This window comes from Corynebacterium sp. HMSC074E01, from assembly GCF_001808885.1.
GTDB lineage: Bacteria > Actinomycetota > Actinomycetes > Mycobacteriales > Mycobacteriaceae > Corynebacterium.
The window spans coordinates 135,998-156,803 of record NZ_KV794853.1; the positions used below are offsets into that span (position 1 = coordinate 135,998).

16 protein-coding genes and 1 pseudogene are annotated in these 20,806 nt (G+C 62.3%); 8 read left to right on the forward strand and 9 right to left on the reverse strand.

Translation table 11 applies throughout. The features are described from left to right. Nucleotides 1-75 precede the first annotated feature (75 nt). Together HMPREF2537_RS09175 and HMPREF2537_RS09180 are read left to right on the forward strand one after the other, a co-directional pair. Nucleotides 76-1,257, forward strand: coding sequence for a M20 family metallopeptidase (locus tag HMPREF2537_RS09175; protein ID WP_010189384.1), 1,182 nt, complete (start codon nucleotides 76-78; stop codon nucleotides 1,255-1,257). Between the two features lie 72 nt (nucleotides 1,258-1,329). Next, the gene (locus HMPREF2537_RS09180) at nucleotides 1,330-2,754 is read left to right on the forward strand and encodes an NAD(P)H-quinone dehydrogenase (protein ID WP_010189383.1); all 1,425 of its coding nucleotides are present in this window, start codon (nucleotides 1,330-1,332) and stop codon (nucleotides 2,752-2,754) included. Between the two features lie 35 nt (nucleotides 2,755-2,789). On the opposite strand, the gene HMPREF2537_RS12505 is transcribed toward HMPREF2537_RS09180, so the two are convergent. Both HMPREF2537_RS12505 and HMPREF2537_RS09185 read right to left on the reverse strand, forming a co-directional pair. Next, a complete protein-coding gene (locus tag HMPREF2537_RS12505) occupies nucleotides 2,790-2,888 on the reverse strand; it encodes an Ltp family lipoprotein (protein ID WP_246818770.1) in 99 nt (32 codons plus the stop codon). Nucleotides 2,889-2,924: 36 nt separating this feature from the next. Further along, complete coding sequence (locus HMPREF2537_RS09185; protein WP_070528067.1) at nucleotides 2,925-4,232, reverse strand: short-chain fatty acyl-CoA regulator family protein; 1,308 nt, start codon at nucleotides 4,230-4,232, stop codon at nucleotides 2,925-2,927. A 168-nt stretch (nucleotides 4,233-4,400) separates the two neighbouring features. On the opposite strand from HMPREF2537_RS09185, the gene prpD reads away from it, so the two are divergent. The 4 genes from prpD (at nucleotide 4,401) to HMPREF2537_RS09205 (ending at nucleotide 11,661) form a co-directional block, all read left to right on the forward strand. After that, nucleotides 4,401-5,912: a 2-methylcitrate dehydratase PrpD gene (gene prpD, locus HMPREF2537_RS09190; protein ID WP_070528070.1), complete on the forward strand. Its 1,512-nt coding sequence runs from the start codon at nucleotides 4,401-4,403 to the stop codon at nucleotides 5,910-5,912. Then, nucleotides 5,913-6,845 carry a methylisocitrate lyase gene (gene prpB, locus HMPREF2537_RS09195; RefSeq protein WP_070528073.1) on the forward strand — a complete coding sequence of 311 codons (933 nt, stop codon included), beginning with the start codon at nucleotides 5,913-5,915 and terminating at the stop codon, nucleotides 6,843-6,845. Between the two features lie 48 nt (nucleotides 6,846-6,893). Then, complete coding sequence (locus HMPREF2537_RS09200; protein WP_070528077.1) at nucleotides 6,894-8,042, forward strand: bifunctional 2-methylcitrate synthase/citrate synthase; 1,149 nt, start codon at nucleotides 6,894-6,896, stop codon at nucleotides 8,040-8,042. A gap of 187 nt (nucleotides 8,043-8,229) precedes the next feature. Further along, complete coding sequence (locus HMPREF2537_RS09205) at nucleotides 8,230-11,661, forward strand: pyruvate carboxylase (RefSeq protein ID WP_070528080.1); 3,432 nt, start codon at nucleotides 8,230-8,232, stop codon at nucleotides 11,659-11,661. Nucleotides 11,662-12,168: 507 nt separating this feature from the next. Here the strand turns inward: HMPREF2537_RS09205 and HMPREF2537_RS12675 are convergent. From HMPREF2537_RS12675 to HMPREF2537_RS09230, 4 genes and pseudogenes are all read right to left on the reverse strand, one after another. After that, nucleotides 12,169-13,078: pseudogene (locus HMPREF2537_RS12675) on the reverse strand (IS5 family transposase). 45 nt (nucleotides 13,079-13,123) lie between these two features. Continuing rightward, complete coding sequence (locus HMPREF2537_RS09220; RefSeq protein WP_070528083.1) at nucleotides 13,124-13,681, reverse strand: GNAT family N-acetyltransferase; 558 nt, start codon at nucleotides 13,679-13,681, stop codon at nucleotides 13,124-13,126. A gap of 11 nt (nucleotides 13,682-13,692) precedes the next feature. Then, a complete protein-coding gene (locus HMPREF2537_RS09225; RefSeq protein ID WP_070528086.1) occupies nucleotides 13,693-15,465 on the reverse strand; it encodes an ATP-binding protein in 1,773 nt (590 codons plus the stop codon). Nucleotides 15,466-15,606: 141 nt separating this feature from the next. After that, complete coding sequence (locus HMPREF2537_RS09230; RefSeq protein WP_070528088.1) at nucleotides 15,607-16,467, reverse strand: sulfurtransferase; 861 nt, start codon at nucleotides 16,465-16,467, stop codon at nucleotides 15,607-15,609. 289 nt (nucleotides 16,468-16,756) lie between these two features. Between HMPREF2537_RS09230 and HMPREF2537_RS09235 the strand changes: the two genes are divergently transcribed. Both HMPREF2537_RS09235 and HMPREF2537_RS09240 read left to right on the forward strand, forming a co-directional pair. After that, nucleotides 16,757-17,815, forward strand: a complete 1,059-nt coding sequence (locus HMPREF2537_RS09235) for a Cj0069 family protein (RefSeq protein WP_070528090.1) — start codon at nucleotides 16,757-16,759, stop codon at nucleotides 17,813-17,815. 197 nt (nucleotides 17,816-18,012) lie between these two features. Then, nucleotides 18,013-19,176: a DUF4282 domain-containing protein gene (locus tag HMPREF2537_RS09240; RefSeq protein WP_070528092.1), complete on the forward strand. Its 1,164-nt coding sequence runs from the start codon at nucleotides 18,013-18,015 to the stop codon at nucleotides 19,174-19,176. A 302-nt stretch (nucleotides 19,177-19,478) separates the two neighbouring features. Here HMPREF2537_RS09240 and HMPREF2537_RS09245 read toward each other — a convergent pair whose 3' ends face one another. From HMPREF2537_RS09245 to HMPREF2537_RS09255, 3 genes are all read right to left on the reverse strand, one after another. Beyond that, nucleotides 19,479-19,895, reverse strand: a complete 417-nt coding sequence (locus tag HMPREF2537_RS09245; RefSeq protein WP_012714873.1) for a DUF3151 domain-containing protein — start codon at nucleotides 19,893-19,895, stop codon at nucleotides 19,479-19,481. A 109-nt stretch (nucleotides 19,896-20,004) separates the two neighbouring features. Then, the gene (locus HMPREF2537_RS09250; protein WP_070528097.1) at nucleotides 20,005-20,601 is read right to left on the reverse strand and encodes a Maf family protein; all 597 of its coding nucleotides are present in this window, start codon (nucleotides 20,599-20,601) and stop codon (nucleotides 20,005-20,007) included. A 4-nt stretch (nucleotides 20,602-20,605) separates the two neighbouring features. Continuing rightward, nucleotides 20,606-20,800, reverse strand: a complete 195-nt coding sequence (locus tag HMPREF2537_RS09255) for an acyl-CoA carboxylase subunit epsilon (protein ID WP_070528100.1) — start codon at nucleotides 20,798-20,800, stop codon at nucleotides 20,606-20,608. Nucleotides 20,801-20,806 lie beyond the last annotated feature (6 nt).

The window sequence follows — 20,806 nt, forward strand, 5'->3', positions numbered from 1 at the left end:
TGACCTGCCCGGCTAACTGAACCGCATGGTCTAGTTGTAGACTCTTCCCAAGAGAAAACCACGGAGGAGGAAGCAGTGATCTCGGACTACGTCAGTGAGTGGTTCAGCAACCACCGCGCGGAGGTCATCGCGTGGCGCCGCCATATTCACCGCCACCCGGAGACCTCCAATAACGAGGTGGAAACCACCCGCTTCCTGTCCCGCACCCTGCGCGAGTACGGCTTGGAGCCGCATCTTTTTCCCGAAACCGGCCTCATGGTGGACATTGGTCCCGATACCGAACTTGGGCGCTTGGCCTTCCGTGCCGATATTGACGCGCTTCCCGTCACCGAGGTCACCGGCCTCGAGTACACCTCTGAGGTCCCAGGCGTCATGCATGCCTGCGGGCATGACATGCACACCACCATTGCGCTGGCCACGGCCTGCGCCTTGGCGGACCTTAATCGCGAGCATCCGCTAGATTTCGGTGTTCGTGTCATCTTCCAGCCCGCTGAAGAGGTGTGGGTGGGCGGCGCCACCGACGTCATTGAATGGGGTGCGCTCGAAGGCGTGAACTCCATCTTCGCCGTCCACGTTGAACCGAAGCTGCGCGTCGGGCGCATCGGCGTTCGCGCTGGAGCGATCACCTCGGCCACCGATGTCGTGGAAATCAACGTCTCCGGCCCGGGCGGGCATACCTCGCGCCCGCACTTGTCTGCGGACGTCGTCTATGCGCTGGGCAAGCTGCTGACGGACCTGCCAGGTTTGCTCTCACGCCGCGTCGATCCGCGCACCGGCACCGTCTTGGTCTTTGGCCAGGTGAATTCCGGCTATGCCCCGAACGCGATTCCGGAGACCGGTTCTGTATCCGGCACCATGCGCACGGCAGACATCGGAATCTGGCGGGATATGCAAACGCTCTTCTCCGAGTTGGTGGAACAGGTGCTAGCGCCCCTGGGTGTGGAACATGAGCTGGTCTACCACCGCGGGGTTCCGCCCGTGCTTAACGACGACGTCTCCACCGCCCTCCTCGCCAGCGCTGCCCAGGCCATCGACCCGCAAGCCGTGGTTCAGGCACCGCAGTCCTCGGGCGGCGAAGATTTCTCGTGGTACCTGGAGAAGGTCCCCGGCTCCATGGCTCGCCTTGGCTGCTGGTCCGGTGAAGGCGAACAGCACGATCTCCACATGGGAGATTTGGCACCTGATGAGCGGGCTATCGGCGTGGGCGTCAAACTCTTTGGCTCCGTAGCAGAACAGTTTGCCAACGTGGAGGATTAAGCGCCTAAGCATTACACTGTGACAAGGATTTCCCCAGAGTTCTTATAGGCAGAATTTTAAAAAGGAGCGACAGTGTCACAGGAAGCCCCCCGCATCGTAATCATCGGCGGTGGCCCCGCAGGCTACGAGGCTGCGACCGCCGGCGCCAAGTACGGCGCGCACATTACGTTGGTTGAGGAACAGGGCCCCGGTGGCTCCTCCGTTCTCTTGGACTGCGTGCCCTCGAAGTCCTTCATCGCTGGTGCGAACATTCGCACCGATTTCCGCCGTGCGGATGACATGGGCCTGAACCACCAGCTCAGCTCCTTGCAGCTGAGCCTGGAGGCCCTCAACGGCCGTGTGCAGGCGCTGGCTGCTAACCAGTCCCGCGACGTCCGTGCGGGCCTAGAGAAGATTGGCGTCAAGGTCATTGATGGGCGTGCCGCCTTTTCTGAGGATCAGCATGGCGTGAAGGGTGCAGCACACAAGGTTGATGTCACCCACAAGGATGGCACCACCGAAACCCTCGACGCGGACCTCGTCCTCGTTGCCACCGGCGCTACCCCGCGCATTCTGCCGGGCGCGCAGCCGGACGGCGAGCGCATCCTCACCTGGCAGCAGGTTTATGACCTCAAGGAGGAGCCGGAGCACCTCATCGTGGTGGGCTCCGGTGTGACCGGTGCGGAGTTCGTGTCCGCCTTCGCGGAGATGGGCGTGCGCGTGACCATGGTGGCGTCCCGCGACCGCATTCTGCCGCATGACGACGCCGATGCTGCCGACGTCCTCGAGACCGTCCTGGCTGAGCGTGGCGTGGAGCTGGAGAAGAACTGCCGCGTGGAGACGGTCTCCCGCACTGAGGACGGCAACGTGGTGGTCAAGACCCAGGATGGCCGCGAGATCCACGGTTCCCATGTCATCATGTCCATCGGTTCCATTCCGAATACCAAGAACCTGGGCCTTGAGCACGTTGGTGTGGCCACCACGCCATCTGGCCACATCGAGGTTGACCGCGTTTCCCGCACCAATGTCGCTGGCATCTATGCCGCCGGTGACTGCTCCGATCTGTTCCCGCTGGCTTCCGTTGCTGCGATGCAGGGCCGTATCGCCATGTACCACTCCCTGGGTGAGGGCGTGTCCCCGCTGCGTCTGAAGACCGTGGCAACCGCCGTGTTTACCCGCCCGGAGATCGCTGCCGTGGGCTTTACGCAGGCGGAGATTGAGGCCGGTGAGGTTGCCGCCCGCACCATCATGATGCCGCTGAACACCAACCCGCGCGCCAAGATGCGCTCCCTGCAGCACGGCTTTGTGAAGCTCTTCTGCCGCGCTACCTCCGGCCGCGTCATTGGCGGCGTAATCGTCGCGCCGACTGCCTCCGAACTCATTCTGCCCATCGCCGTGGCCGTGACCAACCAGCTCACCGTGAACCAGCTCGCGGATTCCCTGGCGGTCTACCCGTCCCTGTCGGGCACCATCACGGAGGCAGCCCGCCGCCTCGTTGCTCACGACGACCTTGAGTAAGTAGGCTCTAACTCCGATTTAGTTTCGGCTCGTCCTTATAAGCCCAGTGTGCTCACCGCATGCTGGGCTTCTTCCATGGTGAACTGCTTACCGTATTCGCTGGTGAGCTGCTCTAACAGTGCCGGGCCGGACATGGGAGAGAACCTCCTGCGTAGGCGAAAATGAGAGAACTACGAGGTGGCATAGGCCGAAACCGGCGTTGCATTGAGGTCGAGGCTGACGGGCCGGCCCGCCTGCGGGAAGGCGCGCTGTGGGCACGCCGGGCGCGGGCAAGCAGCGCAGCCGGGGCCGATGGGGGTTGCCTCGGAAGGGGAGAGGTTGAGTGCATCCGCGTAGACCACGCGATCCGCCTGTGCGATATCGCAGCCTAAACCCACCACGAATTCTTTGCGCGGCGTGCCCCAGGCCTGGGCCTGGCCTTGGACGAAGCGCGCAATCCACAGGTAGGTGTGGTCATCGGGCATGGAGGCCACTTGGCGCGTGATGCGGTTGGGCGTTTCAAAAGCGCGGTGCACCACCCACAACGGGCAGGAGCCACCGCTGCGGGCGAAGTGGAAAGCGGTGGAGGACTGGCGCTTGGAAATATTGCCCGCGCGGTCGGTGCGGATGAAGGAGAAGGGAACACCTTGGTGGCCGGGTCGCTGTAACGTCGACAAGCGCTGCGCGGTGGTTTCGAAACCAGTGCCAAAGGCCGTCGCGATGACATCGATGTCATAGCGCGTTTCCTCCGCGGTGGCGAGGAACTGGGTATAAGGCATGGTCACGGCGGCGGCAAAATACTGCGCGAGGCCCAGCGTGCCAATAGTCTGTGCTTCCTCGCCCGGTAATTCGGCGACGAGTTCCGCGCAATGCTCTGGGTATGCCAGCAGGCAGTACTGGAGCGCCATTTCGAAGACGAGCTGGGATTCCGTAAGTCCCGCGCGCAGGTGCAGCTCCCGGTTGTGGAAGGCGCGGCGCCGCGGGGACGAGGAGGAAAAGCGCGTCGTAACACCGAACTCTTCCTGTAAGACGGAGGCCAAGCGCCCGCGGCGCAGGACTCGGTCCCCGAGCGAATCGGAAAGCTCCTCGGCGGCGATGTCGAGACTGTGGACGTAGTTGTGCGCGTCATAGAAGAAATCACGGACCGCCTCGAAGGGGCCGGGTTCCGCGGGGGTGTGCGCGGCGGCGTCGACAAGCCGGGGCACAAGTTCGGGGAAGCGCCCGCTGAGATCGGTAAGAGTTGCCTCAGATGCTTCGGGGAAGAGCTGGCGCAGCTCGGCGAGGGCACGCAGGTCACGGTCCCCGGCGAAATAGGTGGCATCAACGCCGAAGCGTTGGGTCAGCTGCATGAGGACGGTGACGGTGAGGGGGCGCTGGTCATTTTCCAGCTGGTTGAGGTAGCTGGTGGATAGCCCTAGCTGCTTCGCCATGGCGGCTTGCGTGAGTTTGCGTTCCTTGCGTAGTGCGTGGATTCTCGCCCCCGCGTAGTGTTTGCTCACCGTCTGACTCCTCCTAAAAAGCCTCCCTGCCTGGGAATTCCACAAGTTTCGCAAGGAACGCAAATCCCTGCAACAGATAGTCACAGTTTACACATGTGGCAGGGCGCACGGGGCGTGGTTAGTGTGAGCTCTATCGCAATCGTTGTTCTTGTCTAGGAGGGAATCCCGTTGATTAACCACGAAGTACGTATCCACAAGTCCGCCGAGGACTTTCCTATCGAAGAGCACCTGGCCTACAAGATTGCCAAGGTTGCAGCGGATCCCGTCGAGGTCCCGGCCGAGACCACCGAGATGATCATCAACCGCATCATCGATAACGCCTCCGTGGCCGTGGCCTCAGCCACCCGCCGCCCAGTGACCTCCGCCCGCGTTATCGCGCAGGCCCACCCGGCTCAAGAAGGCGGCGCCACCATCTTCGGCGTTGACGGCACCTACTCCGCCGAGTGGGCAGCCCTGGCCAATGGCACTGCCGTGCGCGAGCTGGACTACCACGACACCTTCCTCGCCGCCGAATACTCCCACCCGGGCGATAACATCCCGCCAATCCTGGCCGTGGCACAGCACAAGGGGCTGACCGGCAAGGAGCTCATCCGCGGTATCGCCACCGGCTACGAAATCCAGGTCAACCTGGTCAAGGGCATTTGCCTTCACGAGTGGAAGATCGACCACGTGGCGCACCTCGGCCCCTCCGTCGCCGCGGGCATCGGCACCATGCTCGGCCTCGACGTCGACACCATCTACCAGGCCATCGGCCAGGCGCTGCACACCACCACCGCTACCCGCCAGTCCCGCAAGGGCCTCATTTCCTCCTGGAAGGCTTATGCCCCGGCCTTTGCCGGGAAGATGGGCATCGAGGCAGTGGACCGCTCCATGCGCGGCGAGGGTGCCCCGGCCCCGATTTGGGAAGGCGAGGACGGCTTCATCGCCTGGATGCTCCACTCTCCGGAGCGCACCTACACCGTCCCCCTGCCGGGGGACGGGGAGCCCAAGCGAGCCATCCTGGACACCTACACCAAGGAGCACTCCGCGGAATACCAGGCACAGGCCCCGATCGACATGGCCTTCGCTCTCAAGAAGACCCTGGCAGAGAAGGGCCTGAAGACCGAGGACATCGAGTCCATCGTCCTGCACACTTCGCACCACACCCACTACGTCATCGGCACCGGCGCCAACGACCCGCAGAAGATGGATCCGAACGCCTCCCGCGAGACCTTGGACCACTCCATCATGTACATCTTCGCCGTGGCCCTGCAGGACGGCGAGTGGGATTACGAGACCTCCTACTCCGACGAGCGCAAGCACCGCCAGGACACCATCGACCTGTGGCACAAGATTTCCACCGTCGAGGACCCGGAATGGACCCGCCGCTACCACTCCAACGACCTGGAGGAGAAGGCCTTCGGCGGCAAGGCAGTCATCACCTTCAAGGACGGCACCGTGATTGAGGATGAGCGCGCGGTGGCCGACGCCCACCCGCTCGGCGCCCGCCCCTTCGGCCGCGAGGAGTACATCAACAAGTTCAAGAAGCTCGCCGCCGGCAAGGTTTCGGAGGAGGAGCAGGAGCGCTTCCTCGCCGCTGCTCAGAACCTGGAGAACCTCACTGACCTGAACGAGCTCAACGTTCGCCTCACCGACGAGGCCATCGCCACCGCACCCGAGACCCCGAAGGGACTGTTCTAAATGGCTGGCCTATTTGGCTCCACTATCAGCAATGCAGACAAGCGCAAGAGCTTCCGCGAGGCGCTGAACGCACCGGAAATCACCACGCTGCCGGGCGCCTTCAACCCGTTGACCGCGCGGCTTATCCAGGACATCGGCGGCTTCGGCGGCGTCTACGTCTCCGGCGCGGTGCTGGCTAATGATCTGGGTCTGCCGGACATTGGTCTCACCACCCTCACCGAGGTGGCGCAGCGCGCCGGGCACATCGCCCGCGCCACGGACCTGCCTGTGCTTGTCGACGCCGACACAGGCTTCGGCGAACCGATGTCCGCCGCCCGCACCGTCGCCGCGCTGGAGGACGCCGGCCTGGCCGGCTGCCACCTGGAGGACCAGGTCAACCCGAAGCGCTGCGGACACCTCGATGGCAAGGAAGTGGTGCCGACGGATCTCATGGTTCGCCGCATCACCGCTGCCGTCAACGAGCGCCGCGATGAGAACTTCATCATCTGTGCCCGCACGGATGCCGCTGGCATCCACGGCATCGATGAAGCCATCGAGCGCGCCAAGGCCTACGCCGACGCCGGTGCGGACCTCATCTTCACCGAGGCCCTGTACTCGCCGGAAGACTTCGAAAAGTTCCGCGCCGCCGTGGATACCCCGCTGCTGGCCAACATGACGGAGTTCGGCAAGACCGAGCTGCTGTCCGCCAAGCGCATCGAGGAGCTGGGCTATAACGCAGTCATCTGGCCGGTATCCACCCTGCGCGTAGCTATGGGCGCTACCGAAGAATTCCTTCGCGACATGCAGGAAACCGGCCTGCAATCCCAGGAGTGGCTCGACCGCATGCAGCACCGCTCCCGCCTGTATGAGCTGGTGCGCTACGACGAGTACAACGCCTTCGACCAGAGCGTCTTCACCTACTCCAAGGACAGCTACAAGCCCACCTTTGGCTAAACCCCACCTTCCAGAACTCACACCAACCCCCACTTAAGGAGAAACACCATGTCTGAAACCCCAGAGATCCGCAAGGGCCTGTACGGCGTTGTCGTCGACGAAACCGCCGTGTCCAAGGTTGTCCCGGAGACCAACTCCCTGACCTACCGCGGTTACCCGGTCCAGGAGCTGGCTCGCTACTGCTCCTTCGAAGAGGTTGCCTACCTGCTGTGGAACGGCGAGCTGCCCACCCAGGATGAGCTGGTTCGTTTCTCCGCTCGTGAGAAGGCGCTGCGCCACCTAGACCGCCACCTCATTGACCTGATCACCTCCATGCCGAAGTCCTGCCACCCGATGGACGTGCTGCGCACCGCAGTCTCCTTCATTGGTTCTCAGGACCCGGAGGAGTACACCAAGGACTCCGAGCACATCCGCCGCACCGCGCTGGAGCTCATGGCGAAGCTGCCGACCATCGTTGCCCTTGACATCCGCCGTCGCCGCGGCGAGGGCTACCTCGAGCCTTCCCGCAAGAAGGGCTTTGCGGAGAACTTCCTGTGGATGGTCTTCGGTGAAAAGGAAGGCTCGCCGGCCCTGTCGCGCTCCGATATTGAGGCCTTTGATAAGTCCCTCATCCTCTACGCTGAGCACTCCTTCAACGCCTCTACCTTCGCTGCCCGCGTGGTGACCTCCACGATGTCGGATACCTACTCCGCCGTCACCGCCGCCATCGGCGCGCTGAAGGGCCCGCTGCACGGTGGTGCTAACGAGGCCGTGATGAAGAATTTCCTGGAGGTCGGTGACCCGGCCAAGGCGGAGGAGTGGACGCTCAACAAGCTCAAGAACAAGGAGCTCGTCATGGGCTTCGGTCACCGCGTGTACAAGAACGGTGACTCCCGTGTTCCGACCATGGAGGCTGCCTTCCGCGAGCTGGCCAAGGACCACGGCCAGGAGCAGTGGGTGGAGATGTACGAGAACATGGCGAAGACCATGTACGAGAACACCTCCATCAAGATTCAGCCGAACCTGGACTTCCCGGCTGGCCCCGCGTACCACATCCTTGGTTTCGACATTGAGTTCTTCACCCCGATCTTCGTGATGGCCCGCATCACCGGCTGGACCGCACACATCGTTGAGCAGAACGAGAACAACTCCCTGATCCGCCCGCTGTCTGCCTACAACGGCAAGGAGCAGCGCTCCGTTCCGCCGAAGCAGATCTAAGAGAAGCGGAACTAATCAGCCTAAAACCAGCGCACGAAACTTTCTTCTTGTGCGATGGTTTTTTCTTTGTCCGACTTAAGTGCAGCGCGTGGATTTCTGTTGACCTATATGTTGATTCTCGCCCGCGTTGTCGCCTCGGACACTATCCTTGACTCCGTATTGTTCCTATCTGAAAGGATCACTCCTAGTGTCTGATACCGCCCACAAGTCCTTCTCCAAGATCTTGGTGGCCAACCGCGGTGAGATTGCCGTGCGTGCCTTCCGCGCCGCCTTTGAGGTCGGTTCCAAGACCGTTGCAATTTATCCCAAGGAAGACCGCAACTCCTTCCACCGTGCCTTCGCGGACGAAGCCGTGCGTATTGGTACTGAGGGCCAGCCGGTTAAGGCTTATCTCGATATTGACGAGGTTATCCGCGCCGCCAAGAAGTCCGGTGCGGATGCCATTTACCCGGGTTATGGCTTCCTTTCGGAGCGTGCCGATCTGGCCCGCGCTTGCCGTGACAACGGTATTAAATTCATCGGCCCCACCGCGGAGACCTTGGACCTGACCGGTGATAAGGCCGCCGCAGTGGCCGCAGCTGAGGAAGCAGGGCTGCCGACTCTGAAGGACTCGAAGCCCTCGACGGACGTCGACAAGCTGGCGGAATACGCCAAGGACTTTGAGTTCCCCGTCTTTGTGAAGGCAGTGGCCGGCGGCGGTGGCCGCGGCATGCGCTTCATTGAGAACGAGGCGGAGCTGAAGACCAAGTGCGCTGAGGCATCGCGCGAGGCAGAGGCCGCTTTCGGTGACGGCAACGTTTACCTCGAGACCGCGGTCATTCGCCCGCAGCACATCGAGGTGCAGATTCTGGCTGACTCCCAAGGCAACGTCATGCACCTGTACGAGCGCGACTGCTCCGTGCAGCGCCGCCACCAGAAGGTCGTGGAGATCGCCCCGGCGCCAACGCTGGACCCGGAACTGCGTGACCGCATCTGTGCGGACGCCGTGAAATTCTGCGAGCACATCAACTACGAAGGCGCCGGTACCGTCGAGTTCCTCGTCGATGAGAAGGGCAATCACGTCTTCATCGAGATGAACCCGCGCGTGCAGGTGGAGCACACCGTGACCGAGGAAGTCACGGGCGTGGACATCGTGAAGTCCCAGATGCAGATTGCCGCGGGCCTCTCCCTGGAGGAGCTGGGCCTGAAGCAGGAGGAAATCCACATCACCGGCGCGGCGCTCCAGTGCCGCATCACCACCGAGGATCCCTCCAATGGCTTCCGCCCGGATACCGGCACGCTGACCCAGTACCGCTCACCGGGCGGCGCGGGCGTGCGTCTCGACGGCGCGACGGCCGTCGGCGCGGAGATCTCCCCGAACTTCGACTCCCTGCTGGTGAAGATGACCTGCCGCGGTGTCAACTTTGAACAAGCCGTGGCACGTGCACAGCGCGCGCTCAACGAGTTCACCGTGGCCGGCGTGGCCACCAACATCGGCTTCCTGCGCGCCCTGCTGCGTGAGCCGGACTTCGTCAACACCCGCGTGGACACCAGCTTCATTCCGGAGCACCCGGACCTGCTCAAGGCCCCGCCGGCCGTGGATGAGTCCGGCCGCATCATCGACTACATCGCTGATGTGACCGTCAACAAGCCGAACGGCGAGCGCCCGACCACCCTGCGCCCCTTCGACAAGCTGCCGGATCTGGACTTTAACTCTGAGCTGCCCCGCGGTTCCCGCGATGAGCTGTTGGAGCTGGGCCCGAAGAAGTGGGCGGAGAAGATCCGCAAGCAGGACGCCCTGGCCGTCACCGATACCACCTTCCGTGACGCCCACCAGTCCCTGTTGGCTACCCGCGTGCGCGGTACCGCCTTGGTCACCGCCGCTGAGGCCGTAGCCCGCATGACCCCGGAGCTCTACTCCGTGGAAGCATGGGGCGGTGCGACCTACGACGTCGCCATGCGCTTCCTCAAGGAAGACCCGTGGGTGCGCCTGGATCTGCTGCGTGAGGCCATGCCGAACCAGAACATCCAGATGCTGCTGCGCGGCCGCAACACCGTGGGTTACTCGCCGTACTCCAATGACGTGTGCACCGGCTTCGTGCAGGAGGCTGCCAAGTCGGGCGTGGATGTCTTCCGCATCTTCGATGCGCTGAACGACGTCACCCAGATGCGCCCGGCTATCGACGCCGTCCTGGAGACCAACACCACCGTGGCTGAGGTTGCCATGGCTTACTCCGGCGACATGTGCTCCCCGGATGAGAAGCTCTACACGCTGGACTACTACCTCAAGCTGGCCGAGGAGATCGTGAACACCGGCGCTCACGTCCTGGCTATCAAGGACATGGCGGGCCTGCTGCGCCCGGAGTCCGCATCCAAGCTGGTTATGGCTCTGCGCAAGGAGTTCGACCTGCCGGTTCACGTGCATACGCACGACACCGCAGGCGGCCAGCTGGCCACCTACTACGCGGCAGCGCTTTCCGGAGCGGACATCGTGGATGGTGCCTCCGCACCGCTGGCGGGTACGACCTCCCAGCCTTCGCTGTCCGCCATCATCGCGGCGTTCTCCAACTCCTCGCGCGATACTGGTATCTCCCTCAAGGCAGTCTCCGACCTGGAACCGTACTGGGAGGCAGTGCGCCAGCTCTACCACCCGTTCGAGAAGGGTATTCCGGGACCGACCGGCCGCGTCTACCGCCACGAGATTCCGGGCGGCCAGCTGTCCAACCTGCGTGCGCAGGCTACCGCGCTGGGCTTGGAGGACCGCTTCGAAATCATCGAGGACACCTACGCAGCCGTCAATGAGATGCTCGGCCGTCCGACCAAGGTGACCCCGTCCTCCAAGGTGGTCGGTGACCTCGCACTGCACCTCGTGGGTGCCGGCGTGGACCCAGCTGACTTTGAGGCCAATCCCACTAAGTACGACATCCCGGATTCCGTCATCGCCTTCCTGCGCGGTGAGCTCGGTACCCCTCCGGGTGGCTGGCCGCCGCTGCGCGACAAGGTCCTGGAAGGCCGCGCGCCTGGCGACGTCACCGTCAAGCCCGTACCGGAGGAAGAGAAGAAGCACCTGGCCTCGGATGATTCCACTGAGCGCCGTGCTTCCCTCAACCGCCTGCTATTCCCGAAGCAGTTCGAGGAGTTCAACGAATTCCGCCGCACCTACGGCAACACTGAGGCGCTGACGGACACTGTCTTCTTCTATGGTCTGGAAGAAGGAAACGACTACATCGTTCACTACTTCCCGGAGGGTTCCAACGACCGCGCGGATCTCAAGCCCATCACCTTGCGTCTTGACGCGATGGGCGAGCCGGATGAGAAGGGCATCCGCAACGTCGTTCTCAACGTCAATGGCCAGATCCGCCCGCTCAAGGTGCGCGATAACAACGTGGAGTCCACCGTTGCCACCGTGGAGAAGGCCGACCCGTCCAATGAGGGCCACGTGGCCGCACCGTTCGCTGGCGTGGTGAACCCGACCGCCAAGCCTGGCGACGAGGTCAAGGCCGGCGACCAGATCGCCGTCATCGAGGCCATGAAGATGGAAGCCTCCATCTCCGCCACCAAGGATGGCACCATCGAGCGCGTCGCCATTGGCGCCGCCACGAAGGTGGAGGGCGGCGACCTCATCGCCGTTATCAACTAAAAGTCGACTTAGGTCACGGATCGGTGAGCAGCGTCATTCTTGGCGCTGCTCACCGGTGGTTTCGGCGGTGGGGTGGGATTTATCCGCACTGCGTTGGCCTAAGTCAGGAGGGCGTCTCGCAAAAGGCATCTGGTAGAAGGCATCTTTGGGTCTAAAAACGCCCTGAGCAAAAGGCGTTTTTAGTCGTGAAAACGCTTTTTGACTGATGCCTTTTGCCAGGCGCCCTTTGTCAGATGCCTCCAGCATCTCGATGGAGGCATGCAGACGTTGCGCGTTGCTAGGGGATCGAAGAAGCTAGTCGCGTTTCGCGAAGATACGTGCAGCGTTCTACGGAAACGGTCGTTGTGACCCGACCTAGGTTGTAGGTGGGTGAGCAACGTCGCTCTTGGCGCTGCCGTCGGCGCGCCGCCGAAGGCGTCGAGTATAGTCGACACTTTTAGAAGAAACCGAGGAAGTGTCGGGTATAGTCGACACTTTTTGTCGGCTTGCGGTACTAGGGCGTGTCTCTTATATGCGTAACCAGACCAGAATCGCCGCAAGCACCACTCCCGCGCGATACGTGACCGCGAGCTTGTCATAACGCGTCGCAAGCCCGCGCCACTGCTTCATCAACCCAAAGGCCCGCTCGACCACGTTGCGGTCTTTGTACAGCTCCGCATCAAACCCGGGCGGTCGCCCGCCAGCACGACCCTTACGCTTCCTGGCAGCGATCTCATTAGACTTCTCCGGAATCACCGCGGCGATGCCGCGCTCACGCAGATACGCGCGGTTCACCCGTGACGTGTACCCGCGATCAGCAAGCAACGCATCAGGGCGCGTCCGCGCCTGCCCGCACCCAATTCTCGGGACCCGAATATCGCCGAGGACTTCCTGCAACATCGCGCCATCATGGCGTTGCCCGCCCGTCACCACAATCGACAGCGGCCGGCCATGCCCCTCGACAGCAAAATGTACCTTCGTGCTCAACCCTCCGCGTGATCTCCCGATCCCGTGACCTGCCGGTTCAATCTCGCATAACGGCAGATTCTTGTAATTCGATAGAGCCCCCTGTGTCCTGATCAGGGCGCGGCAGGTTCGTACCGTGCTGATGAGCACGGTTGATCGTCGCGTCGATTGACACGTTCCAGTCAATGTCGCCCACTGCATCGGCCTCGGCGAGGATGTGCGCGAATACGCGGTCCCAGGTGCCGTCGGTTGCGTAGCGGCGATGCCGCTTCCACACCGTCTGCCAGGGACCATACCGGTCGGGGAGATCTCGCCACGGGATTCCGGTGCGGTACCGGTAGATGATGCCCTCTACAACGCGGCGGCTATCACCAAACGGGCGGCCTTTACGGCCCTCATTCGTTGGCAGAAGTGGTTCAACTCGCTCCCACTGTGCATTCGTGAACTGCGTAAATCTAGACCGTTGTGACACACCTCAATCATGCTCGAGCACAGGCCCACAATTAGGAGACACGCCCTAGAAGCGCTTGAGCATCACGTGGGCATCCGGGCGGCCGGGGACGTCGATGTCGATGAAGCCTTCGGATTCATACAGCTTGCGGGCGCCGGTATTCTCTGGCTCAATCCACAGCGATACCGCAGGAGCCTCTTGGGCCTCGGCCAGGTCGCAGGTGTTGCGCAGGAGGCGTCGTCCAGCGCCCAAGCCCCTGTAGCGGGACTCCACAGCAATGAAGAGCTCGGGGATCTCTTCCGGGTCGAGGTCGGTGGCCCACTGGGACTCATCAAAAGGATCGGCCTCGGGGTTGCCGGTGTAGGCGGCACCCTTCGCTTCAGTGGTGTAGTAGCGCAGCCACGCACCACCGACGGGGACGCGGTGGCTGGAGACTGCGATGACGCCGCCGTCGACGTGCGGGGACCATTCGTCGATGTACAGTCCCACGTCAGGCGTGTGGAAATCCCCGATATGGGCCTCCTCATCACCGAGGACATCGGCGAGGAAAAGGAGACGGGAGAGGTAGGTACGGTCGTGCTCCTTGGCCAACCGTACGCCGAACTCGGAATCGTTAACGCTCATGCCTTTCGAGGCTACTTGATCTCCAGAATCGGCTCGCCCTTGTTGATCTGCGTGCCGGTGGACACCTTGAGGTCGGCCACGGTGCCGGATTTGTGGGCCTTGACGGGGTTTTCCATTTTCATGGCCTCGAGGACGACGACGACCTCGCCCTCTTCGACTTCCTGGCCTTCTTCGACGGCGACCTTGATGACGCTGCCCTGCATCGGCGCGGTCACGGCGTCACCGGACACGTTGGCTGCTGCGCCTTTACCGCGGCGCTTCTTCGACTTCTTGCGCTTGGTGCCGCCACCCAAGAGCAAGTTGCCCGGCAGTGCCACCTCGATGCGGCGGCCGCCAACCTCGACGACGAACTTCTGGGAAGCTTCCTGCTCCTCGTTCTCGGGTGCTTCGGCGGTGTCGGTGTACTCGGGCAGCTCGTTGACCCACTCTTCCTCGATCCACTTGGTGTAGACCGTGAAGTTGCCGTCCTCGGCGGTGAAGGCAGGATCGGTGAGGATTGCCTGGTGGAAGGGGATAACCGTGGGCAGGCCTTCGATGCGGTACTCGGACAGCGCGCGGCGTGCGCGCGCGATGGCGGCCTCGCGGTCTGGGCCCCAGACGATGAGCTTGGCCAGCATGGAATCGAACTGTCCACCGATGACGGAACCCTCGCGCACACCGGAATCCATACGCACGCCCGGGCCGGAAGGCTCGGAGTAGGAGACGATGGTTCCAGGAGCCGGCATGAAGCCCGCGGCGGCGTCCTCGCCGTTGATGCGGAATTCGATGGCGTGGCCGTGCGGAGTTGGGTCCTCGGAGATGGAAAGCTCGCGACCCTCGGCGATGCGGAACTGCTCGCGAACGAGGTCATAGCCGGTGGTTTCCTCGGTAACGGGGTGCTCCACCTGGAGGCGTGTGTTGACCTCAAGGAAGGAAATGAGTCCATCCGCACCTACGAGGTACTCCACCGTACCGGCGCCGTAGTAGCCAGCCTCGCGGCAGATACGCTTGGCTGACTCGTGGATGGAGGCGCGCTGCTCATCGGTGAGGAAGGGGGCAGGGGCCTCTTCGACGAGCTTCTGGAAGCGGCGCTGTAGGGAGCAGTCGCGGGTGCCCATGACGACGACATTGCCGTGCTGGTCAGCCAGAACCTGGGCTTCGACGTGGCGGGCCTTATCCAGATAGCGCTCGACGAAGCACTCGCCGCGGCCGAAGGCAGTGACGGCCTCGCGCGTGGCGGACTCGTAGAGATCCTTGATCTCCTCGCGGGTGTGGGCCACCTTCATGCCGCGGCCACCGCCACCGAAGGCAGCCTTGATGGCAACGGGCAGGCCGTGCTCGTCGGCGAAGGCCTCGACCTCCTCGGCGCTGGCGACGGGGTCCTTGGTACCGGGTGCCATAGGGGCGTCGGCACGCTCGGCAATGTGGCGGGCGGTGACCTTGTCACCCAAGTCTGCGATGGACTGCGGGGAGGGGCCAATCCAGGTCAGGTCGGCGTCGATGACGGCTTGGGCGAAGTCGGCGTTCTCGGAGAGGAAGCCATAGCCGGGGTGGATGGCGTCGGCGCCGGACTTGGAGGCGGCGTCGAGAATCTTGCTGAAGTCGAGGTATGACTCCGCCGAAGTTTGACCGCCGAGTGCGAAGGCTTCGTCGGCAAGCGTGACGAATGGGGCGTCAGCATCGGGCTCGGCATAGACCGCTACGGATGCGATGCCAGCGTCGCGAGCCGCGCGGATGACGCGGACCGCAATCTCACCGCGGTTGGCCACGAGGACCTTGGTGATGTTCTTGGTTTCAACTGCCACGGCAGGAACCCTCCTCCATTTTTTCTGATAGGACTGCGTACTATTCTTGCACACCAAAACATGAGGATACCGTCATATCTTGGTTTCGTGTCAAAAAATAAACCCGCACCAGCGTGGATGCGGGCTTATTTCGGCGTGTTGCTAGCGCTCAACGGGCATACGAACCATGTTGCCCCATTCTGCCCACGAGCCATCGTAGACGCGCGGCGCCTTAAAACCGAGCAGGTACTTAAGGACGAACCAGGTGTGTGCTGCCTGGGCGCCGACGTGGGAATAGAGGACGGTTTCCGTGTCCGGCTCCAGCTCGCCGTAGTTGACCTTCAGTTCGCTCAGCGCGCGGAAGCAGCCGTTGGGGTAGACCGCGCGATCCCATTCCAAGTTGATGGCCCCGGGGATGTGGCCGTGGGTCAACGTGGTGCCGTAGGCGGACTCGCCGGTGCCGTTCTTGAGGGCGGCTTCGCCGCAGAACTCGTCTGGGCTGCGGGTGTCGACCACCGTGGCGGTGGATTCGCGCAGCTCGTCGACGAAGATGCGTGAAGATTCCTCGCGAGAGACCTCGGGGTAGGAGGAGGTAGATGGTTCGGGGACCATGAAGGAAGTATCGCGCTCTTCGGACATCCAGGCGTCCCTGCCACCGTCGAGAAGCCGCACGTCTTCGTGGCCGTACAGCTCAAAGATCCACAGGGCGAATGCGGCCCACCAGTTGGATTTATCGCCGTAGAGGACCACGGTGTCCTCGCGCTCGATGCCCTTGGAGCGAAGGAGGGCTGTGAAGTCTTCCGCACGGATGATGTCCCTCGTTGTGCTATCGAGCAGTTCCGTCTGGACGTTGATGCGGATGGCAGTGGGGATGTGGCCGATATCGTAGAGGAGCGAGTCCTCATCGACCTCGATGACGTGGAGGCCGTTAATGCCCAGTCGCGCGGATAGCCACGGTGCGGACACAAGACGCTCGGGGTGCGCGTATTCCTGGAAAGGGGGATTCGGGTCGAATTCGGCCACGGTCCACCTGCCTTTCTCGTTAAGGGGGAACGTTCGCTTCAACTCTAGCGTGCTCGGCCGAAAAGTGGTCACGGGGGAGAGTCTTTTGTGGTGTTGGATACAGTTTTATGCAGTAGGGTGGCGGCTCGCATGGACTGGTTATAACAAGTGTGCAGGTCAGGGGCCGAAAACTGGGTTAAGCTTGTCTTTTATTGCATTGTGGGGTCGCTTCTTCAGGTGAGCGAGCGGGCCCAACCTGGGTTATTTTAAGAAGTGACACTCATTAACCCCCTAGCGAAAGGGAAGCACTGTGCACAAGGCAATCGTCGTCTTCGAGGTTGAAGGCGGATCCGACAAGCAGATCAATGGACACCGTAAGGACACCATGCCGATCGTCGACTGCATCAAGGATGCCGGTTGGCACGCAGAGGTTGTGTTCTACCGCCCTGAGTGGTCCGAGAAGCTCTTCGAGTACGTATCTGAGAACTTCGATGCCTACATTTCCCGCGTGAATCCGGGCAACATCCCGGGCGGTGAGAAGGGCTACTTCGACTTGCTTACCAAGCTTTCCGACGCCGGCCTGGTCGGCATGTCCACCCCGTACGAGATGATGGCCTACGGCGCCAAGGATGCCCTGGTCAAGCTCAATGACACGGACCTGGTCCCGTCCGATACCGCCGCCTACTACGACGTCGAGTCCTTCCACAGCACCTTCCCGACCTCCCTGTCCTACGGCGAGCGCGTGCTCAAGCAGAACCGTGGCTCCACCGGCTCCGGAATCTGGCGCGTGCGCCTTGCCGACGAGAAGCTGGCGGAGTCCGTGGAACCGGGCACCGCACTGCCTCTCGACACCAAGATCAAGTGCACCGAGGCTGTAGATAACCACACTGAGGAGCGCGAGCTCGGCGAGTTCATGGACTTCTGCGATCAGTACATCGTGGGTGACAACGGCATGCTCGTGGACATGCGCTTCATGCCGCGCATCGTTGAGGGCGAGATTCGTATTCTTCTCGTGGGCCCGGATCCGGTCTTCGTGGTGCACAAGAAGCCGGCCGAGGGCGGCGACGCTTTCTCCGCAACCCTGTTCTCCGGTGCCAAGTACACCTACCAGAAGCCGGAAGAGTGGCAGGAGCTCGTCGACATGTTCGCTGAGGTCCGCCCGGTCATCGCTGAGAAGCTCGGTGGCGACAACATCCCGCTGATCTGGACCGCGGACTTCATGCTGGCTGACGGTGAAAACGGCGAAGATACTTACGTCCTTGGTGAGATCAACTGCTCCTGCGTGGGCTTCACCTCTGAGCTGGACATGGGCATCCAGGAGAAGGTGGCCGCTGAGACCATCAAGCGCGTGGAGGCCAAGCACGCATAAGCGATTATTTTCGCGCTAGTCTTGACAAGTTTCCCCTGCCACGGCAGGGGAAACTTTCTTTCTTCTGGGGCAAGTTCCCCACGCCGAGCTGCCGGTGAGCGAGATCTCAGGTACGTTCGAAGGGGTAAAAAATTACGCCAGTGTAGCGCTGTAGCGTACTGCGAAAATCGATGATTCTCCGAAAGGTCTAAGGAATAATGACGAACCCCAACCAGTTTGGTGAGAACGCCGACAACAGCGATAACAACGTGGGCGATAACAACTTTAACGGTTCCAACGGCGACAACGCTGGGAACGACAATTTCGGCGGCTTTGGTGGCTACGGCAGCGCCCAGTCCAACAACGATAGCTCGGAGTCTGGCTGGAATGCCCAGGAATCGAACTCTGGCTTTGGCTGGGGTGGTCAGGCAGGCTACGGCGACTACTCCGAGAGCTCCGCTGAGACCTCCTCGTTCGGAAGCGCGTCTTCCCAGAATTCGCAGCCGGAGTCTGAAGGTGAGGCCAAGGACAGCACTCTTGGCTCCAGCTTTGCTGCGTCTGAGTCTGCCTCTGGTTCTGCCAACGCGGAGTCAGCTGACCGCAAGTCTGAAAGCCATGACACCCGCGCTAACCATGACTCTTTTGGTACCTCCTACGCTTCCTACAACACCGATAGCAGTGCTGGTGCCGAGCACTCCGCTGAGTCGGCGAACTCGAATCAGGGCTACGGCAACCACGGTTACGGCAACAGCGGCTTTGGCAACGAAGGCTTTGGCGGCACTGCGCAGGCAGAATCCAACCAGAGCCAGGGTTTTGGGCAGCAGTCTGGTGATGGCTTCGGCGCCCAGGCTTCTCACTCCAACTCCACGTCCGGTTTTGGTAGCTACCAGCAGCAGAACCAGGGCTTCGGTGCCCAGGAGCAGCAAGGTTTCGGCTCCCAGGGACAGCAGGGATTCGGGGCGCAGGAACAGCAGGGTTTTGGTCAGCAAAACTCGCCCTTTGCAGCCTCCCCGCAGAATCAGTACCCGCAGCAGGCAGCGCCGAATGGCGGTTCTTCCAAGGGCACGGGCTTCTTCAAGGCGCTGTTTGACTTCTCCTTCAGCAACTTCGTCACCCTGAAGTTCTCCTCCTTCATCTACATTCTGCTCGTTATCCTGGCAGGTGCAGCATGGGCGGGAATGATCCTCTTCTCCTTCTTTGCTTTCGCTGACAGCTTTCTCATCGGAATCTTGACGTTCCTGGGCGCTGTCATTTTTGGTGGAATTGGGTTCCTCTTCTACGTCATCCAGTTCCGTTTGATCCTGGAGTTCTTCGTGGCGAACATCCGCACCGCGCAGAACACCGGTGACCTTGTTGCCAAGGCAGACGGCGACAAGGCTTAATCGCATACCAATCCCTGCGCTGCTTTAAGTTAGACAGACTAATCCCGCGGCCTCAGTATTCGAGGTCCGCGGGATTTTTGTACGTAATGCGCCGTGCCCGTCTGAGAGGTCCGCTAGCTGCCACGGATGGTTCCAGTCATATGGTTCGGGTCAGAAGGTTCATGTGCCCCCAAACAACCCTTCTTTGGGCACCTAGATGGTTCACCTGCCCCCAGCTAAACCTTTTGAGTAGAACCAGGTTGCCAGAACCATGTGGTGGGCCGGGGGGAGGCGGGCCAGCGCGCAACGGCGCTACTGGCTGCCTAGTCCAGCAGCGTGGCGACGGACTCGGGGTCGGCGTCGGAAAGCATTTGGCGGATGCGGTCATACTCCGCGTCCTCACCGATGGCCTTCGCAGCATGGCCCAGTGCGGCAATCGCGCGCAGCACGCCCTGGTTGGGCTCATGGGAGAAGGGGACCGGGCCCCAGCCCTTCCACCCATTGCCGCGCAGGCGGTCGAGGCTGCGGTGGTAGCCGGTGCGCGCATAGGCGTAGGCGGTGATGAAAGCGGTGGGCTCAGCGCCCTTGTGCTTGTCTAGTTCCTGCTCCGCTAGCAGTGCCCACAGCAGCGGGGAATCCGGGTGGGCGACAATTCCTGCGGTGAGATCGGAAGTGCTGTCAGCACCCGGATCGGCCGGCAGCTTGATGGGCGGGGGAGCGAGCATATCTTTCATTTCCATGCCGCCCCACTCTAGCCATGTGGCGCTACGGCCACCAGAGGGGGCGAACCTGGGAAGGTTCGCCCAAAGATAGAAGAATTAGCCCGCAGCTGGATGGATTCGCCCGAAACTAGGACTGGGCCCAGAAGTCGGAGACGTTGAGCCCAAAGGAGTACAGCGCGCGGCGCAGCACCGGCAGCGAAAGGCCGATGACGGAGGAAGGATCGCCCTCAATGCGGTCGATGAACCAGCCGCCGAGGGCCTCCAAGGTAAAGGCGCCGGCGCATTCCAGCGGCTCGCCGGTGCGGGCATAGGCCTCGATATCGGCGTCCGAGGCCTGGGCGAAGTGCACCGTCGTGCGCGAGGCCTCCACGAAGCGCTCGTCGCCGCGCAGTACGCAGTGGCCGGTGATGAGCTCCGCGGCGCGACCGGCCTGCGCGTGCCAGCGCTCTACGGTGGCCTCGGGGGTGTGGGGTTTGCCTTGGAGGGAGCCGTCGAGAAGCAGCATGGAATCCCCGCCCACCACGACATCCTCGGGATAGTCAGGAGCAATGGCCTCTGCCTTGGCAGTAGCCAAGGCGCAGACGATCTCGGCGGGCTCAGCACCCGCTAGGCGCTCCTCGATGGCCCGCTCATCCACGTGGGCGGGGGCGATGACGGGTTCCACGCCCGCACCCCGCAGGATGGACAGGCGGGACGGGGACTGGGAAGCCAGAACCAGGCGCATGTGCTTAGTAGTAGCGGACGTTGCGGAAGGCGGACGGGTTAAACACGTCGCCCGGCTGGCCCCACAGGTCGCGCTCGGAGCGGGTATCGGCGGCCTTGGCGCGCGCCTCGGAGTCGAGCTGGCTGAGCACCGTGGTCAGGGCCGCCACCTCAGCATCGGTGGGGTTGCCGTTGAGAACGGTAAACAGGGAAGCGGTCATAGGAAA

Excerpts from the sequence above, each read along its gene's own strand:
- HMPREF2537_RS12505 (WP_246818770.1), bottom strand. The coding sequence starts at position 2,888 with ATGTCCGGCCCGGCACTGTTAGAGCAGCTCACCAGCGAATACGGTAAG.
- prpB (WP_070528073.1), top strand. The coding sequence starts at position 5,913 with ATGGCTGGCCTATTTGGCTCCACTATCAGCAATGCAGACAAGCGCAAG.
- HMPREF2537_RS09200 (WP_070528077.1), top strand. The coding sequence starts at position 6,894 with ATGTCTGAAACCCCAGAGATCCGCAAGGGCCTGTACGGCGTTGTCGTC.
- HMPREF2537_RS09220 (WP_070528083.1), bottom strand. The coding sequence starts at position 13,681 with ATGAGCGTTAACGATTCCGAGTTCGGCGTACGGTTGGCCAAGGAGCAC.
- HMPREF2537_RS09240 (WP_070528092.1), top strand. The coding sequence starts at position 18,013 with ATGACGAACCCCAACCAGTTTGGTGAGAACGCCGACAACAGCGATAAC.
- HMPREF2537_RS09245 (WP_012714873.1), bottom strand. The coding sequence starts at position 19,895 with ATGGAAATGAAAGATATGCTCGCTCCCCCGCCCATCAAGCTGCCGGCC.
- HMPREF2537_RS09250 (WP_070528097.1), bottom strand. The coding sequence starts at position 20,601 with ATGCGCCTGGTTCTGGCTTCCCAGTCCCCGTCCCGCCTGTCCATCCTG.
- HMPREF2537_RS09255 (WP_070528100.1), bottom strand. The coding sequence starts at position 20,800 with ATGACCGCTTCCCTGTTTACCGTTCTCAACGGCAACCCCACCGATGCT.